The following is an 18,920-nucleotide window of genomic DNA, read 5'->3' as shown; positions in this document are numbered from 1 at the left end:
GTTTTTAAATAGCCGACGATCTTTTGGATTCTCGCCAGGCCTTCCCCTCTTGTGATAAAACCACGGTTTATTCCGGTTATTAGTGCCATCACACCAAACCCTGTACCTCCGCTGGTCACCAGATCGCCGGAAGTATTACGTTCTCTGGCCATTCCGCTTTGCGGATGACCAAAATCGTAAAAGTATTTAAAGGTTTGCTGCTGAACCTTTGTCAGCAGCTCCTCGTCTGTGATCCGCGGGAATTTGTCCGGGTTTTCTGTTACGGGTCCGGGGTTTTCAGGATCGGGCACAACGGTATTGCTGCTTTTTTTGCAGGAAAAAAAAAGCATTAAAAAAAACAGAAAATACCAGTTGTTTCCAATCATCACCTTTTATCTGCCTTGTCTTTCAAGAGTGGATAATGCTGATACTTCTATCGAAGTAAGTGCTTTGTTGTAAATCCTTACTTCATCGATTTTCCCCGGCAGGTAGCCCGCCCACCCTTCACCAGAAGAACCTGTGGTGCTACTTGGGACAGTCATAAAATGAAGGGCTCCGAAAACAACGGGCCCGATATTGAGAAAACGGATGGCACCAATACCTGTTACCGTGTTACTCCCGACCTGTGATCCATTGATGTAGGATTTAAATGTTCCCGCGCCATCATAGGTTGCAATGTAGGACACCCAATTGTTAAAACCATTACTGACCAGCGGAACGCCGGTATCATAGGTTGCACCATTATCCGCGAAAATTGTCTTGAATGGGGCGTTTGTAGTTGTTCCGCCATTCTCAAAGAACATATTGATATTGGCCCAAAAGCCCTTGGTATCTCCCAGACTAAATATGCCTGTAGCACCAGTATTCTGCGGTGAGTTTACCCAGCAGCTTATAGTATATTGTGTCATTGCCCTTACTGCAGGACTGGCAACCGCAGTCGCATACGCCTTTTTAGCGGCGTCCGGGTTTCCATTAAGTGCTTTCCCTTTGAGTCCTGCGGTGAAGGTCATGCCTGAATTAGTCCCTACGGTATTAGAGACAGAATCTAATAGGTTATCGGCGTTAAAATTCCAGTAAGCGATCAGGTTAGTTGGTGCAATCTGACTGGATGCAGTAAAGCCCCCGGCGGTAGGTGGTACGTCACCTGGAGGAAAATCGTCACCGTTGTCATTTTTTGTACAGGAGTATAATAAAGTAGTTCCAATTATTATACCTGCAAAGCCTATGCTTAAATATCTTAATTTCATCTTCTTATGGTCTAAAGGTGATTAATAATTGTTTTGAGTTAGCCTGCCGCCGCTTAAATCCCTTTGTTTTTGAGGGATCGGGAATACCTCATGTTTACCGGTGACAAATGGTTTGCCTAAAGCGTTCATTACCGTTGCCGCCTGCCCGGTACGTACCAGATCGAAGAACCTGTCCGCTTCCATGGCCAGTTCAACTCTTCTTTCTTTCCATATGTCCTGCACAGACGCGGATGAAGTAATTTTCAGACCTGCCCTGTCGCGGACTTTCTTTAAAGGGGTCAACGCATCCTGGCCAATATGAGTTGCGGCTTCGGCATTGATGAGCAATACTTCGGCAAAACGGATGATGCGGATGTTTTTAGGTTTATTGTCTTTGTCATTAATACCCAGACAGCTTTTAGTTTCCAGAAAAGGACTGTGATAAGCTTTGTAGTTGTAGCGTTCATTAGTTACATCAGGACGTTTAGGCAGAACGAAACCATCCCACAAGGTCGTTGTCGTTGCGTCACTGGTAAAAATAATGGTGCCCGCTCTCCTGACATCATTTGGCCCATAGGCGTCAGCAAGGTTTGCTGAAGGTGTGTTTAAACCAAATCCGAGATCTCCGCCGCTATAGGTTTGCCCGCCCACACTTTGTGTCGGAAAGGACCCGCGCGGTCCCTGAAAGTTGCTGTAGTTTTTACTTACCGCATCACAGGCAAGTCCGCTTGCTGTTTGGTTGGCATAAGGGCCGGTTTGTACTTCGAAGATAGATTCTTTATTGTTTACGCCTACTTCTCTGAAGATATCTGCGTATACAGGTGCCAGCTCGTACTTCTGCGAGGTAATAACAGCCTGAGACATGTCATAAGCACCCTGCCAGTTTTGCTGATATAAATATACTTTTGACAGTAAGGCTTGCGCGGCTCCTTTGGTAGCCCGGCCCACTATAGCACCTGCTTCTCCTTTTGCAGGCAAATGATCGATGCCATACAGCAGATCATCCGTAATTACTTTATAGATTTCCTCTTTGGTAGCACGTGTTTGAAATTCATCATTATTGGCCTCAGCAAATGTAGGTACAGTGGTCAATTTAACTACGCCTCCGAAAGTTCTGACCATATTGAAATATAACAATGCTCTGAGAAACCTGGCTTCTCCGCTTAAACGGTCTCTGATACCCGCATCAATGGTACTTTTATCTAAAATAGACAGCGCTTTGTTCGCCGAGGCGATACCTTTGTAATTGTCGACCCAGATGTCATTAAAAATACCTGTGGTCGGGGTATAAGTAAAGTTGTCGAGGAATATGCCATCAAATCCCGGGTCGGTGCTTACAGAACCTTTATCGGAGTCATCAGAAGTCACATCTGCCAGTACAACCAGCTTTAAACCTACTGTACCCGGCAGGTAAAGATTATTGTAGGCGCCTACAACAAGTTTGTCAGCTGCGTCCGGATCTATAAGTGCTTGTTCTTCTGTTGTTTTACCTTGAGGTGGGACGTCCAGAAAACTCCTTTTACACGAAGAGATAAATACTGCTGATGTCAATAATGTCAGTGTAATTATATAAAATATCTTTTTCATCTTTCTTTTAATTAAAATCCAACATTAATACCGAACGCGAATGTCCTTGTTGAGGGGTAACTGTTTAAATCGACACCCTGGTTCAGGTTTGCGTTCTCTTCCTTCGCACCTGGTATAGAAGGCTGCAGTTCTGGTGTGAAGCCGGTGTAAGAGGTGATGGTGAATAAATTTTGTGCTGTCAGGAACAAACGAAGGTTGCTGATGTGCACCTTGTTTAGCAACGTTTTAGGTAAGGTGTAGCCGATTGTTAAATTGTTCAAACGCAGATAATCTCCTTTTTCGACAAAATAAGTAGAACCAGGCAGGGTGCCTATAGTCGCTCTGGGTACATTGTTATTTGGATTGTTTGGCGTCCAGCGGTCTCTGGCCACTGAGGCCTCTATATTATCCGTTAACTGGTTTGCTCCCCGCACTGCTTTTTTTGCGTTGTAAATTTTTCCGCCCTGAGTTCCGAAGAATCCGAAGTTAAGGTCGAAGCTTTTGTAACTCACGTTTCCGTTTAGGCCATAAGTATACTTAGGCTGGTAAGATCCGACAAACATCCTGTCACCGTCATTGATTACTCCGTTTCCATCGACATCCCGGTAAATGATGTCCCCTGCCCTGGCATTTTTTTGCGCTGAAGCATCAATTTGTGCCTGGTTTTGGAATAGTCCTATTTTTTCCAATAGGAAATAACTGCCTATAGCTTGTCCGTTGTCAGATTTTGTGATGTTGGTCTCGGCAATCTTATCGCCAAGCAGCGGCTGGCCGCCATTCAGTTTGTTGATGGTGTTTTTATTGTACGCAATGTTACCTCCGATGCTGTATTTCCAGTCCTCACCAATTTGGTCCGCCCAGTTCAACGAAAGCTCAACCCCCTTATTAGATACGGTGGCGGCATTGGTCAGTACCTTTTCATCCGGATCTCCGAGAATAGCCGGAATGTTTACAAAAATTAAAGCATTATTGGTTTTCTTGTCATAGTAATCGACAGTACCGGACAGCCTGTTATTTAAGAACCCAAAATCTAATCCTAAATCATATTCGGTAGTTACTTCCCATTTAAGCTGGTTATCTATAATGTCTTCCAGTCTTATTCCAAGTACTGGTGAACCAAGTTTTCCAGGCTCACCGCCGTAATAATAGGGCTTGTTGATCGCGGCTGTTGATATATATAGTGATGAGGGAATATTGTCATTACCTAAGCGGCCATAGCTTCCTCTCAATTTCAGATTGCTGAATATCTTTTTTTCCGACATAAAGCTTTCATTGCTGATGTTCCAGGCCAGACCTATAGCAGGAAAATAATCCCAACGGCTATTTTCTCCGAATTTAGAGGTTCCGTCGGCACGATAACTCGCGGTTAATAAATACCTGTTGTCATAACCATAGTTGACGCGTGCCAGGTAGGAGTTTCTATGGTATTTATCACCAGTATTGCTGACAGATTGAGAACCGCCGGAACCGGCATCAAGAAACCACTGGTCTTTGTTAACCGGCACGTCTCTGGCATCTCCGATCATGTCATTAGATTTGAATTCTTCAGCTGTAACGCCTGCCAGTATGGTGAAATTATGTTTTTCAATGGTTTTTGTGTAGGTAGCGGTGTTGTCCCAGATCCAGCTTATCCTATCATTTTTAGTCAGTTTTAAAGTGCTGTTTGGTCTGCTTTGATTGCCACCGGCGACTAAAAAGGTGGAAAGTTCATTTAAATACTTAAAGCCATAGTCTGTAGATTTCAGATAATTCAGGTCCAGTCCGATCGCTGATCTTAAGGTTAGTCCGTCAATGGGTTTGTAATCGAGGGCGAAGTTTCCCTGTATCCGATTCTGCAATGCCGTGTTGTCCACTTTATCGATGCTCACCAGTGGATTAGCTACGTTGCCGAAAAGCGAGGTATTTCCGTACTTGTCGCCGATTTTCGAAGCAATGATAGGTGCCGCACGATAGGCATTGGTAAACGCATCCAGTTGAGCGCCTTTTGATTTTCCATTGGTATAGGAAATCATATTGCTGAATTTTAGTTTTTTAGTAAGGGTATATTCATTGTTTGTTCTTAGTGTAAACCGGTCGTATTTGTTCCCTTTCTGGATACCTTCATCTGTTAAAAAGCCTGCGCTTATAAAATAATTGACTTTTTCACTGCCGCCTGAAAGTGAAACATTCTCCGAGCTCATTATTCCTTTTTGAAGGATGGCGTCATACCAGTCGGTATTCGCTCCGGTAAGCATAGACGGCGTGATCAGGTCTACTCCAGTTAAATAATATTTATTGGCTTCATTCAAATAGCCTGTATATTGATTGGCACCAGCCATATCCACGAGATTATTGGCTTCTCTAAAACCGATATTTGCATCAAAGGAGATCACGTTCTCTCCGGGTTTTCCTTTTTTGGTAGTGATCAGGACAACCCCGTTGGCAGCGCGCATACCATAAATGGCTGCTGCAGAGGCATCCTTCAATACATCTACACTTACAATGTCGGCATTGTTGATGTTTTTTATATCGTCGGTGAATACTCCATCGACCACATAGAGTGGATTTGCACCACCAAGCAATGTTCCCGTACCTCTTAATCTAACTGTAGGGCTGGTATTGGGCTCACCTGAACTGATGACCTGGACGCCTGCTATCTTTCCCTGCAAGGCCTGGGTCGGTGTTTGTACCGGTTGCCTTGCGAGGTCTTCGCCTTTTACAGAGCCTATAGATCCTGTCAGGTCTTTCTTGCGCTGTGTACCATAACCCACCACCACTACCTGCTCCAGCTGCTCGGCCGATTCAGAAAGCGTGACATTTAATGTAGTTTGATTGTTTACAGCAACTTCTTTGGGAGTATATCCGATATAGGTAAATACCAGGGTTGCATTGGCCGGGGCACTTATGGCGTATTTACCGGCGGCTGTTGTCGTTGTTCCTATCGCAGTTCCTTTGACCAGTATACCAACACCGGGCAGCGAAGTATTGTCTTTGCCATCAGTAACGACACCGGTCACAGTAATATTCTGGGCCGATGCGACGTTGATAAATAAAAAGCACAGGAACGTGAAAACAGAAAACTTAGTAAGGATTCTTTTCATACGGTTTAAGTTATTTAGTTAGCTAAATTTCCGTTCCTAATGCCGCTATTGCAAAAAAAGCGCCTCTACATTAATACATCAGCACAGAAATCTATACATCTCAAACAATTGAAATAAGGCGTTGTTTCGCGAAATGCTTTGTTTTTTATGCCTGCATAGCAAAAAACACTACTACACGTCGGTCAGAAAAAAAATGTAAAAAAGCAGGGGAGAAAAACGGGTTATGAGAGGTAATGATGTAGTGCTAAAGCTCCATCAGGAACTCCACCAGGTTCTTGTCATGGGGTACATCCAGCTTCTTGCGGAGCCGGTAACGTCGGATTTCTACTCCCCTCAATGAAATGTTTAATAAGGAGGCCATTTCCTTGCTGCTCATATTCATGTGCAGGTAGGCGCACAATTTCAGATCATTGGGAACCAGATCGGGATGATTTGCTTTCAGCTTCTTAAAGAAGCTTTCATGGGCCTCATTAAAACTGCTCTCAAACAAGTTCCAGTCGCGCTCGTCATTCATTCCCTCGTCGATCACTTTTTGAATTCTTCTCAGCTGGTCCTCGCCCAAAGGATGACCGCTGGAATCCTTTATCTTCAGGATCTCCTGGCTCAGCTTCTGCAGCAATTCATTCTTGTAAACCAGGCTCATGGCCGAATTGGCGAGTTCCCTGTTCTTGCCGGCCAGTTCCACCTGCAGTTTCTCTGTTTGCAGCCTGATGATCTGTTTTTCATTGGCCTCAGCTTCTTTTTTGAGGAATTCCTCTTTCTCTGCATGCATCCTGTCGGAAATGACCTGCTTATCTTTTTTTAACTTTCTTTCGTAAAGCTGCTTGCCGAGCAGCAGGACGATGATGAACCCAATGACGTATAAAGCAAAAGCCCAGTTGCTGGCATAAAACGGCGGAAGTATAATAAACTCGAACTGTGTCGTGCTGCTGATCGCCTCCTCATTCACTTTGGCCCTGACCTTAAAGACATAGCTGCCCTGACCAAGATTGGTAAAATCCTTTTGTGAAGCCGCGCTCCAGTCAGACCACTGTTTGGAATATCCTTCCAGGTAGTACTGAAAAGTTATTTTTCCCTGTCTGTAATAGGGCAGGGCGTAGGAGATCCTGATGTTATTCCTGCTAAAGGGGATCTCGATGTCCAATCCGCTGTTGCCGATCTCACTGATAGTCCTGTAGGTGTCTGTCACATCTTCGATCTTGCGGATCAGGACGGCCGGGAGCTTGATCTTATGGCCCTGCTGTTCATCTCCGGCATTGTAGATCACAAATCCGTCGTCTACACTGATCAGGTAAATACCCTGGCTGATCCGGCTGATGTTTTCATAATATTGTACCATTTTCCCATCCAGGACACTGAATGTATTGGAGTCAATATGAACCTTTCCGGGTTCAGATAAGTCGACCAGTGCCATTTTTCCATGGTTTACAAACCAGTATTTTCTTGATCCGGCGGGTATGATCTTGTTGGATGCGGCAAATGCAGCAAGAGAGGTGTTCAGCGTCTGGTATTTGGAAAAGCGGTTGCTGATCTCATCGTAGTTTAAAAATCCCTGATCTGAGGAGTAGATCAGCTTGTTTTCCAGAGAGAATACATTGATGTTGTAATCGCTCGGCAACCCATTCTTCTCATTGTATTGGCTTGTGGCGGTTACCCTCTTTAGGTCAGCACTCAGCTTTAATTTATACAGGCCTTTATAGGCATGACTTACCCAGACGTCCCCTTTTGCATCCTGCTCCACGTACCTTGACGGTTCTCCGAAACCCTCGATCTTGTGATGAAAGGCCCAAAGCCCCGCGGCATTTTTTCTGAACAGCACCAGTCCGTTGTAAGATCCCTGTATAAGATAATCGGGATTTGAATTGAGTTTTTTAATCGTCCAGCCACCGGCAGCGGCTGATATGTTTTCAAACTTGTCTCCGGTAACCCGGAAAGTTCCCTGGTTATGTCCGCAAAGTAACTGTCCGTCTATTTCAGTAAGGTTCCAGACCTGGCCCTGAGAATTTGGGATCAGTTTAAAATCAAAAGCATTGAAACTATCGCCATTTCCTCCTGTCCACTTGCTGTAAAAAAGACCCTGGTTGGTTCCGAGATAAATGTTTCCCTTATAGATCAGGCTGGAGTAAACTGTTCCGAACTGTCCGTCTTTATCAAAATAAGAGTACAGGGGGGAGTTGAGCTCTACCCTGTCAATACCATTGTCCAGTCCGGTCCATAGGTTCTGGTGGTCATCGGCAAAGATGCTCAAAACGGTATTGTTCTGCAGACCACTTGATTTATTGATCCTCTGTACAACGTTTCCATTTTCATCAATAATGATCAGCCCGTTGAGGATCGTTCCAAACGCGTAATATTTATTGAGTATCCGGGCGCCATTATTGAGCTGGTAGGTCTTCAGAAAAGCATTTGCCGGTGTATTTAAGGGGGTGTAATTTTCACCATCATAGATAAACAAGCCATCCTTACTCGTCCCGATCAGTAAGCCTCCATTTTTGTAGGGGAGTACGGACAGGATATTGGAAGGTCTCAGGATTCCATTGTTTTTCAGTGGAATCAGCTTATTGCCTGCCAGCTCAAACAATCCTCTTTCCAGTACTTCGGCATAAAATTTTTTGCCGGCACTATGGAGAAAAAGAAAGGCATTGTCCCCCCTGACTACGGTTATTTTGTTGTCCTGGTAAATAAAGATACTGGTAAAGGACTGAAATATGACCCTTTTGCCATCGACATAGATCTTCCAGATCTCATCTTTAATAATATGAGGTTTGGGAATGAGTTTGGTGAGCGAGGTGTAAGTCAGTTTACGGTCTTTGTTGGACCAGTAACCGAATTCACCGAAACCACCGGTATATACGAAGCCAGATCCTGTGGCTACAGCTCTGACGATCTGCCGGTTGGGCATTTGATATTGCTGCCAGTATTTGCCGTCAAAGGTCAATAAGCCCTGTGCGTTGCCAAAATACAGGATACCACGGTTGTCTTTGGCAATTGACCAGTTCTGGTTGCCCGACTGGTAAACCGATTTGGGATAATTCTGGATATAAGGTACGCCGATACTTTTGATGTCATCTGCCAGGGCAGCGACCGCAAAAAAGCAAATCACCGAGCAAAGAAGATATTTCAGGGATTTTAGGGTCATGAAGGGCAAAGGTAGTTTATTTGCCGGTGTTTATTGGCTGCGGCACTTTTACGTAATAACCGGTGCCGTCATATGCACGCTTGCGCGGGTTTGTGGTACAGGCGACGGAGCAGCAGCCCTGCAGTTTCTCACCGCATTCATCGCATTGGGTAAAATGCTCATTGCATTCCGGGTTGGCACAGTTGATCATTTTTGGAGTGGTCGTACCGCAGTTGCGGCAGGTAGAGACGATCTTCGGGTTTACCGTATTCACATCAACGGCGATCCGGTTGTCAAATACATAGCATTTGCCTTCAAAATCTTCACCACCAGCTTCTTTGCCATATTTGATGATGCCGCCAGTACAGTAGGTCAGTACTTTTTTATCCTTATACCGGGCAAGTTCGTTGATCTTATCCGGGAAGTCTCTGAAGTTTTCAATGTCCAGGGTCACCGCATTTTTAAATTTACCGAGGTTGTGCTCGTAGTTTGAACGTACATCAAGAATGACCACATCATCCTGGTCTATCATTTTCTGAAACGCTGCAGGCTCCAGGTGCTTCCCGGTTTGTATATTGGGATTGATGATATTGGGGTCCCTGAGTCCGGAGTGTACGATCTCGGATTTATAGCGGCAATGCATTTTAATGAATGAAGGCTCATTTACATTGTCGATCTTAAAATCTGTTTTTGCAAAGCGCTCATCGGCATGTATGGCAGCCATATAGGCCTCGCAGGATTCTTTTGTTCCCGAAACGGTCCCGTTCAGTCCTTCATCGGCCACGATGATCCGGCCTACAAGGTTCAAAGATTTACAAAAAGCAAGATGATCTGCGGCGAATTGTTCTGCGCCGGCTATTGGACTATAGCAATAGTAAAGTAGTGTCTGATAGGTTGTCATAATTCATTGATACCGGTGCAAACGGCGTTTAATGCGGTGGCAAAGATAAGAAAAAATATTTTAGATGTCTCAGAGCCAGAATAGCCCGGCTTTTTAATGGTTTCGGGGGGCTTGCGAGGCTTGGGGGTCGTGCAACCCCCTAGAAGAGGTCGTGAAGAGGTTGAGAAAGGGTCTTGAAAGAATTTTTATTACCTTCATTTTTAGGAATATCCAAATAGACCTGACACACACAATGAAACTTAAAATATTCTTAACCTGCGTCTTAACGCCTATGGCCTGCTTTTGCCTCGCGCAGTCGGCACCAAAAGAGAAAACAGCATTCCAGACGGGTAGCGCCTGGCGGCCGGAGATCGACGTACGGTCAGATATTGCGATCGTGTATGGTGCGGGCGACCGTAAAGGCATGACATTTGAACAGCGGGTACAGTCCTGGCGGGACCATGGCTACCAGACACACTTCATGACGGGCATAGCCTGGGGAGAGTACCAGGACTATTTCTTAGGGAAGTGGGATGGAAAAAATCACCAGGAGATAGGGCAGATGGAAAGGGACGGCAAGGTGATCTGGCATGGCGGCGGGGTGCCTTACATCGTGCCCGTACAGTCTTTTCTGGAATACATGAAAACCGCGATCATCAAAAAAGTCATAGATGCCGGGATCAGTTCCATATACCTGGAAGAGCCGGAGTTTTGGGCCAGGGCGGGGTACAGTGAGGTGTTCAAAAAAGAATGGAAGTCTTTTTACGGTTTCGACTGGAGACCGCAGCATGAATCTGCTGAAAACACTTATTTATCGCACAAGCTGAAATACCAGCTTTATTACAATGCAATTAAGGAGGTATCGGCTTATGCCAAGTCCTACGGCAAGGAGAAAGGCATGGACATTAAGGTGTACATCGCGACACACTCGCTGGTCAATTATTCTTCCTGGAGAATTGTGAGCCCTGAGGCAAGTCTGGCATCTTTGCCTGGGATAGACGGGTACATCGCGCAGGTGTGGACAGGCACTTCACGTGAACCAACTTATTATGACGGTCAGAAAAAGGAACGTGTTTTTGAAAATGCTTTTCTGGAATACGGCTCTATGGTGTCTATGACTGCCCCGACAGGGCGCAAGATGTTTTTCCTGACGGACCCGATTGAGGACTGGCCGCGGGACTGGGCAGATTATAAGAAAAATTATCAGGCTACTTTTACTGCTAAGCTGTTATATCCTGTAGTAAATAATTATGAGGTGATGCCATGGCCGGAGCGCATTTACACCAGGCCCTATAAACTGGCTGGCAGCAATGAAGAAGTATTGATCCCCAAATATTATTCTACGCAGATGCAAGTCATGGTGAATGCGCTGAACAACATGCCCCTGTCGGAAAACAGGGTTACAGGGGTCAATGGAATCGGTGTTTTGATGGGCAACAGCCTCATGTTTCAGCAATTTCCGGTTCACAAAGGGTACAATGATCCGGCGTTTTCCAATTTCTATGGACAGACCCTGCCCTTATTGAAAAACGGGGTGCCTGTACAGACGGTCCACATGGAAAACCTGTCGTTCAAAAATACATTGAAAGAGATCAAAGTACTGGTGGTGAGTTATTCCAATATGAAACCATTTGCTGCTGAGGTAAACCAGCATTTGGCAGACTGGGTAAAAGGCGGGGGAGTGTTGGTGTATTGCGGCAGTGATGATGATCCGTATCAATCGGTTTTGGAATGGTGGAATACAAAAGGAAATTCCTATAAAGTGCCATCGGAACATTTGTTTGGTTTAATGAACATTAAAGCGGAGGCGCACAAAAAGTTAACGTTTGGAAGAGGTACTGTATACGTCATCAGGCAGGACCCTAAAGATTTTGTGCTGAAAGCCGATTCAGATCAGGAGTATATACAAACTGTGAAACATGCTTATGAAGTTGATGCCAGGGCCGGTAAGCTGTTGTTTAAAAACAACCTTTACCTGCCACGGGGTGCATATGATATCGTCTCGGTTCTGGATGAGCACGCTGATGCTAAGCCGTTTGTGATCAAGGGGCCTGTGGTGGATCTGTTTGATTCAGGTTTGCCGGTGCTTGCACAAAAGGTTATTCATCCGGGAGAACAGGGCTTTTTGTACAACATTACGCGGATAAAAGATAAGTCAAAGCCAATGGTACTGGCTTCTGCATCAAGAATATCAGAGGAAGTTAACGCAAAACAAGCTTATTCGTTCATTTGCAAGAGCCCGGCCAATACGGTAAACAGCATGCGGATATTGCTGCCTGCTGAACCAAAAAGTATAGCGGTTACAGGTCATGCAGGCGGGAAGGTCACTGATGTCAAAACTTCCTGGGATGCAGGGTCAAAAACTTATTATATGGGCTTTGACAATAGTCCGGATGGCATTAAGGTGAGCCTGAGCTGGTAAGTATTGCCTGGTCATGTCCGAGAAAGCCCTTTGCTCTGGATTTATTCGGGCCTGGGCTAAGGCTCGTTCGCAAAACAGGTACCTTTTTGTAAGCAAAGCCCAACCCAATCCCAGCCCAGTGTCGACTAAGGTGAACACAATTATAATCCTGTAGCTCATCCTGCAGGGTTCATTGCGGCCAGTGCTTCTGCAGGTGACTGAAGATAAAGTTCATAGATCTTTTGCGTATTGCCCACTCGTACTTCATAATCATCTGATTGAATCGCTGTGATCAAATCACTGGCAACCTGGGATGCCGGTATACCGGTTTTACCATTGATCGGGGCGCTAAACTCTGTATCAACCAGTGGTGGCATCAGTTCAAAAACCTTTACGTTAGATGTACGCTCAAGCGTGATCCTTAAAGACTGGGTATAGGAATGCAATGCTGCTTTGGATGCAGAATAGGTAGGCAATGATCCGGGAACAAAAGCGACTATGGAAGAAACATTGACCACTGCAGCCTGGGGTTGCGATTTAAGTAATGGGATTAGTTTCTCATTGAGGCGGATCACTGCCAGATAATTGGTCAGCATTTCATCCTGTGCATTTTCAAAGGCATCTTCATTATTGGCCAGTTTATACAAGTGTGCTGCACCTGCATTGTTCACGACAATATTGAGTTCGGGAGCATTGGTTTTGATGAAATCTACCAGTTTTTCGGTATCCCCGGAATTGCTGATGTCGCCATTGAAGCCTTTTGAGCCCGGAAGTCTGGAGAGTGCTTCGGCAAGTCTTTGTGGGTTTCTGCCGGTGATGATGACCTTATTGCCGGCTTCTGTAAATGATTTTGCAAGCTCAAAACCGATTCCTGCAGTTCCGCCGGTAATCAGTACAGTGTTATTTGTAATGTTCATCTTTTATATTTTTTTAATTGATTTAGAGGTATAATAGACCGATCGGTCTGTATTTGGTCAAAAAAAATCATTGTGAGAACGATTCAATTTCCGCCTTCAGGATGCCGTTCATAATCTTCATTTGCTGATTGCTGTTTTGAATCCTGCCAACCAGGATTGCACCTTCTGTCGAAAGATACATTTTGACAGCAAAGGCACCTGCGTTTACTGAGGCACTAAACTCACCGCTTTCAATACCATCAGTGATCACTCTGGTCATTCTGTCCTGGGTGTCTTTGATCGTTTTGTTTACCGCCTGTTTGATCACCGGATTGGTGTCATCAGCTTCAGTTCCGAAATTGAGAACGGGACAGCCCCCTTTATCACTGCGCAGCAGGGTATCTTCGTAAAAATCCAGCAACGCAAATAGTTTATCCTTTGCGCTGTCCTTGCTGTTGAGTGCTGCATCGATCAACCCCAGGAGGTTTTGGGAAAGGTATTTGAAAACTTCCAGACAGATCTCTTCCTTATTTTCAAAATTGCCGTATATCCCCCCTTTTGCGAGATTGGTAACTTGCATAATGTCACTAATGGAAGTTCCGGCCATGCCGTTCTTGTTGAAAAGCACTGCTGCTTTCTCAATAATATACCTGCGGGTTTTTTCTGCTTTTGTTAACACAGGCCAAAGATAAGACCGATCGGTCTTATCTTTGGAATCTTTACTGTCATTTCTTTGACATAATGACAGCAGGCGTAAATTTGTGGTGACCGACTCAGGTAAACATTGTTTTTGTTTTAAAATTAATTATGTTTGCTCTTGTAGAGCTAAACAACTTATACTAACTAACTTTTAAACATACAAATGACTAAAATTTCAATGAAACCATTGTGGTTGGCTGCGGGCTTGCTGCTTGGTGCTAATGTGGGATTTGCCCAGGACAATCTGGTTAACTCACTTAAAGACAATCAAAGTGAGGCAAGCAAGAACAGTTTTACTTTTACTGAAGTAATGAATACAGAAGCGACTTCTGTGAAAAATCAAAAATCATCGGGCACTTGCTGGAGTTACAGTACCAATTCGTTTCTGGAGTCGGAGATGATCCGCATGGGCAAAAAACCGGTTGATCTTGCTGATCTTTTTTCTGCACGGAATGTTTACGTGGAAAAAGGGATTAATTTTGTGCGCATGCATGGTGCCCTGACCCTGGGTGATGGGGGTGCATGTCATGATGTGATCAATATGTTTGCAAAATATGGAGCTATGCCACAGGACGTTTACACCGGAAATGATTACGGCGGTAAAACGTCATCTGATAAAATGAACAAGCTGACGGAAGCTATTCTTAAAAAAGCCGTACAGGGTGATTTTGATCCGAACTGGAAAACGAATTACATCGGGGCCATTGATTCCTGCATGGGTGCTGTTCCGGAAAAGTTTACTTATGAGGGTAAAGAATATACCCCGAAAACTTTTGCTAAAGAGGTTGTAGGTGTCAATCCGGCTGATTACGTGGAGCTTTCTTCATTTAATACTTCTCCTTATTACCAAAAAACGGTATTGATGGTTCCGGACAACTGGTCTTATGATCAGGTGTATAATGTTCAGATGGACGATATCACGAAGATCATTGACAATGCACTGAAAGGTGGCTTTACTGTTGCCTGGGCTACTGACGTAAGCGAGAAGGGCTTCAGCTGGAAAAACGGAGTGGCCTATGTACCTCAGAAGGACTTTGAAAGCATGAGTGCTGATGAGAAAAAAGCAATGTTTAACGGACCAAAACCAGAAAAGGAAATTACAGTGGACCTGCGTCAGGCTGCATTTGACGATTATCAGACTACTGATGATCATGGGATGCAGATTACCGGAATGGCAAAAGACCAGAATGGTAAGGAGTATTATATTGTGAAAAATTCGTGGGGCGCAACCAATGATTATAAAGGTTATTTATATGTAACCAAGAATTTTGTGAAGTATAAAACTACTGCGTTTTTGCTGCACAAAAAAGGAATTCCATCTGACATCAGAAAGAAACTGGATATTTAACAATAAGTATTAATTGGTAAGTCGTCATTGCGAGGCACGAACTAAGCGAAGCGTTTTCCTGAGGCTTAGCCGAAGAACCAATGCCGCTACACTAATTGCTTCGTGCTTCGCAATGACGTTTTAGAGCCTCTTCTTTCAGCCAATTAAAAACCGTATGTCAATCTAAAGCCGTGATCTGCACGTCTTTTACCATCGTAAGCAAAGCCATAAGCTGCCCGGAAGATCAGGCGCTGCAAACCAAAATAGAACTCTGTATAGTTTCTTTTAACCGGCTGGGTCAGGTAGCTGGCACCTACCAGTTCCTCGAGCTTTAATTTGCGCAGCAGCGGGACCTTATTGGTCAGGAAGCCGGAAAAATTATGTTCATAATGGAATTCGGCGTATTCCCGGTTGGTGCTGAACAGGTAAAAATCAAGGAACAGGAACTTTCTGAGATCCGGCTTGCTCAGCAGCGAATTGTTGCCCCTGAAGTGTTTTTGTTCGGGGTAATAAACTACATCATTGTTCAGGAATTTACCTGCGCCGGCAACAAATGAAGAGTAACCCAGCATGCCCATGTTGATCCTGTCTTCTGATACTTCCAGAGAAACTCGGTCGTAGTCTACATCACTGTTCAGCAGACCGCTGATCCCTTTTTTATAATTCAGTTTGATCACGGGAAATTTCGAGGGCTGATAAAATTTGCCGTCCGGACGGGTGATATAGGTCTGTCCGATGGTATAGGTCAGTGTTGCGTCTACAGTCAGTGCCCGGTAGGTAGGGAACAATTCCTTTTCAGTTTCGGGGTTGAATGGGTTGTTTGACGTAAATGTTTCTCCTTTAAGGTCTTTTATCTTGAAATGTGTGGTGTTTACCAGGTTTGTATTTCTTGAATAACTTGCTGTTATTTCTGCCTGAAGACCATTGGTGAGTTCTCTTGCTGTTCCGATGTTCGCAAATTCCTTTTTGTAGAATTTGGAAAAATTGGTTTCAAATAACAGGGAATTGATGGAGTTGCCCAGTAAGCTCATGGAACCGTAGTTGTTGAGGTCGAAAATGCCTGATCCCGCACTAAAACTGATGCTCGCCTGTTTGACCGGATCGTAAAAGTAATTGGCGCTGAGGCTTCCTGTAAATGTCTTGTTGGAAAAGCCATACCTTGCTTCAGGCCTGATGTTATAGTATTTTCGGTCTTCGAGGTAGCGGGTATAAGTAATCCCATATTTCAGCGCGAAGCCTTCTACAGTATTGTAGAATACAGACCGGTACAAGGGGTCGAAGGCATAAGATTTCTTAGCATAACGATTGTTTATGGTGTAACCGGTGACCAGTAATTTGACGATACCAAATTTATTGCTGGCCCGTTCTACGGAGTCTAAATAATGCCTGGAGGTTTTGAGGACAGCTATGCTGTCCTTTCTGATGTAATCCCGGCTTTCTTCTGCAGTAAGCGGGATGGGGCGGTTGTTGAGCCAGAACAGGGAGTCTTTTTTATTTACTGCTTTGGTGATCTTAAGGATCTCGCCATTGAAATGATTTTTCGGAAAGCTGGGATGGATGTTGTAGTTGCTGTAAATCCCGACATAATACCCTTCAAACTTGAATCCAAAGACATTGCCGTTGAACTGGAAATTGATATTCGAGGGCATATATGTATCTTCCACTTTGAGGAATTGCTGGGTGATGTTTAGGGTGTCCAGCAGGTTTATTCCCGTGTTTTTGGTGAGGTATACCTCTGCATTGAGCAGGTGGTAGCTGTCGTCGCTGATATAGATCGTGCCCCTGAAAACAGGATCATGCTCCCTTCTTGGAATGACCTGGATCTTGTTGACCGTCTGTCCGTTTTCAGTGGCTGTACCGATAAGCTTATAACGGTAATAAAGGAATGCATTGTCTGATATCGGAGAAACAAAGCCACGCGTGCTTAGTGTATTTTCTAAAAGTATGTTCTCGTAAAAATTGATAATCAGATCGGAAGCTTTGTTGAAACTAAAGGCATTGTTGCGGCCGGCGACTTTGGAGGAGATCATTTCTTCATGAATCTTACCCGGACGTTCAAATGAAAACTTAGAAGTAGACTCTGACAGATACAAAATGCCTTTTCGGTTGGTATCCAGATCAAGCGTTTTCTGGATGTCCCGCCCAAAGAATTTTTTTGGCGCACCAACCAGTTTCTGAACTCCTTTGATATAAACGCCGGTGGTATAAGCCTCAACTTCGGTCAGGTGCCTGCTTCTGCTTTTGATCGCTTGTCTGATGATCTCATTGGCGGGGTCTTCGCCATTGCCTCTGATGGTCACCCCCTGCAGTGTGTAGGTTTCGGATGTCAGTACTGCGTTTTCTATGGTGTTTTCTGACAGGGTAATGGTTTTTTCCAGTAATTTATAGCCAATCGCCTTATAAACTATGGTGAAAGTGCCTTTGTCCAGCGCGAAGGCATAAATTCCATCAACATTGGCGGAAGTTCCTGTGGTCGTATTTTTAATGTAAACTGAAGCAAATGGTACGATTTGCCCTTCATTGTCCTTTATAATCCCGCTTAATTTAATTTGTTGTGCTGTGCCGAACAATGCGCAGATAAGTAATGTTAGCGTTAGTATCGTATTTTTCATTAAAGAGGATTAAAGCCTAAATATCCGTTTTGTTATTAAAGGTAACAGAAATATTGTGCCAAAGTTTGTCAAGTGTATTTATTGTTTTACCTATCTAAGACGATATTTACATAACTTTGGCTGCAACAACTAGATTATTATTATGTACAAAACATTACAACCGGTGCTGCAGCAGGAACTGGCACAAATAGAAAAGGACGGATTATATAAGCGTGAACGAATCATTGTAACCCCTCAGGGTGCTGATATTAAGGTAAGTACAGGTCAGGAAGTAGTAAATTTCTGTGCCAATAATTACCTGGGATTGTCGTCACATCCCCTGGTGATCGAAGCGGCAAAAAAAGCTGTGGATAAATACGGATATGGGATGTCTTCTGTACGGTTTATCTGTGGTACGCAGGATGTGCATAAAGAACTGGAGGAAAAGATCTCAAAATTTTTGGGAACGGAAGACACCATTTTATATGCAGCGGCCTTTGATGCCAATGGCGGTGTTTTTGAGCCTTTGTTCAATGACCAGGATGCCATTATTTCAGATGAACTGAACCATGCCTCTATTATTGACGGTGTGCGCCTGTGCAAGGCAAAGCGTTTCAGGTATAAAAATGCGGATATGGCGGATCTGGAACAGCAGCTGATCGCGGCTAAGGATTCCAGACACCGCATCATCGTTACTGACGGCGCTTTTTCTATGGACGGCGTAGTGGCGCCTCTGGATAAAATTTGTGACCTGGCTGACAAGTATGAAGCTTTAGTCATGATCGATGAATCACATTGTACAGGTTTTATTGGTAAGACTGGTCGCGGTACGCATGAGCACTTTAATGTGATGGACAGGGTTGACATCATTACCGGTACTTTGGGCAAGGCATTGGGCGGCGCTTCGGGAGGCTTTACTTCCGGTAAAAAAGAAATTATCGACATGCTGCGCCAAAGGTCCCGTCCCTATCTTTTCTCTAATACCCTGGCACCGGCTATTGCAGGGGCATCGGTGGCAGTTTTGGACTTGCTGAGTGAGACAACCGACCTGAGGGATAAACTGGAGCAGAATACTGCTTATTTCCGTAAAAAGATGACTGAAGCGGGTTTTGACATCAAGGAAGGAGTACACCCTATTGTGCCGGTCATGTTATACG

11 protein-coding genes and 1 pseudogene are annotated in these 18,920 nt (G+C 44.5%); 3 read left to right on the top strand and 9 right to left on the bottom strand.

The annotated features are described in order from the left end of the window. The 6 genes and pseudogenes from VK541_RS12525 to VK541_RS12500 all read right to left on the bottom strand — a co-directional run. Nucleotides 1-329 (bottom strand): annotated as a pseudogene (locus tag VK541_RS12525) (beta-glucosidase); the annotation flags it as partial. 42 nt (nt 330-371) lie between these two features. Further along, the gene (locus tag VK541_RS12520; protein WP_324370555.1) at nt 372-1,226 is read right to left on the bottom strand and encodes a LamG domain-containing protein; all 855 of its coding nucleotides are present in this window, start codon (nt 1,224-1,226) and stop codon (nt 372-374) included. A 21-nt stretch (nt 1,227-1,247) separates the two neighbouring features. Beyond that, nucleotides 1,248-2,792, bottom strand: a complete 1,545-nt coding sequence (locus tag VK541_RS12515; protein ID WP_324370553.1) for a RagB/SusD family nutrient uptake outer membrane protein — start codon at nt 2,790-2,792, stop codon at nt 1,248-1,250. An 11-nt stretch (nt 2,793-2,803) separates the two neighbouring features. Beyond that, entirely contained in the window at nt 2,804-5,851 is a 3,048-nt protein-coding gene (locus VK541_RS12510; protein WP_324370551.1) for a TonB-dependent receptor, read from the bottom strand. Nucleotides 5,852-6,095: 244 nt separating this feature from the next. Further along, nucleotides 6,096-8,990 (bottom strand): ligand-binding sensor domain-containing protein, encoded by a 2,895-nt coding sequence (locus tag VK541_RS12505; RefSeq protein WP_324370549.1) that lies wholly within the window; start codon nt 8,988-8,990, stop codon nt 6,096-6,098. Between the two features lie 16 nt (nt 8,991-9,006). Beyond that, a complete protein-coding gene (locus VK541_RS12500; protein WP_324370547.1) occupies nt 9,007-9,870 on the bottom strand; it encodes a rhodanese-related sulfurtransferase in 864 nt (287 codons plus the stop codon). A gap of 232 nt (nt 9,871-10,102) precedes the next feature. Between VK541_RS12500 and VK541_RS12495 the strand changes: the two genes are divergently transcribed. After that, entirely contained in the window at nt 10,103-12,271 is a 2,169-nt protein-coding gene (locus VK541_RS12495) for a hypothetical protein (RefSeq protein WP_324370544.1), read from the top strand. Between the two features lie 155 nt (nt 12,272-12,426). Here the strand turns inward: VK541_RS12495 and VK541_RS12490 are convergent, their stop codons facing one another. Then, complete coding sequence (locus tag VK541_RS12490; RefSeq protein ID WP_324370542.1) at nt 12,427-13,167, bottom strand: SDR family oxidoreductase; 741 nt, start codon at nt 13,165-13,167, stop codon at nt 12,427-12,429. Between the two features lie 67 nt (nt 13,168-13,234). After that, nucleotides 13,235-13,825 (bottom strand): TetR/AcrR family transcriptional regulator, encoded by a 591-nt coding sequence (locus VK541_RS12485; RefSeq protein ID WP_324370540.1) that lies wholly within the window; start codon nt 13,823-13,825, stop codon nt 13,235-13,237. 183 nt (nt 13,826-14,008) lie between these two features. Between VK541_RS12485 and VK541_RS12480 the strand changes: the two genes are divergently transcribed. Further along, the gene (locus VK541_RS12480; RefSeq protein ID WP_414692620.1) at nt 14,009-15,193 is read left to right on the top strand and encodes an aminopeptidase C; all 1,185 of its coding nucleotides are present in this window, start codon (nt 14,009-14,011) and stop codon (nt 15,191-15,193) included. A gap of 143 nt (nt 15,194-15,336) precedes the next feature. Here VK541_RS12480 and VK541_RS12475 read toward each other — a convergent pair whose 3' ends face one another. After that, nucleotides 15,337-17,784, bottom strand: coding sequence for a DUF5686 and carboxypeptidase regulatory-like domain-containing protein (locus tag VK541_RS12475; protein WP_324370538.1), 2,448 nt, complete (start codon nt 17,782-17,784; stop codon nt 15,337-15,339). A gap of 142 nt (nt 17,785-17,926) precedes the next feature. On the opposite strand from VK541_RS12475, the gene kbl reads away from it, so the two are divergent. Then, nucleotides 17,927-18,920: glycine C-acetyltransferase (gene kbl, locus VK541_RS12470; RefSeq protein ID WP_324370536.1), on the top strand; the 994-nt coding region annotated here is incomplete at its 3' end.

Origin of the sequence: Pedobacter sp. (assembly GCF_035317785.1) — a bacterium.
Classification (GTDB): domain Bacteria; phylum Bacteroidota; class Bacteroidia; order Sphingobacteriales; family Sphingobacteriaceae; genus Pedobacter.
This window is presented reverse-complemented; position numbering and strand designations above follow the sequence as displayed.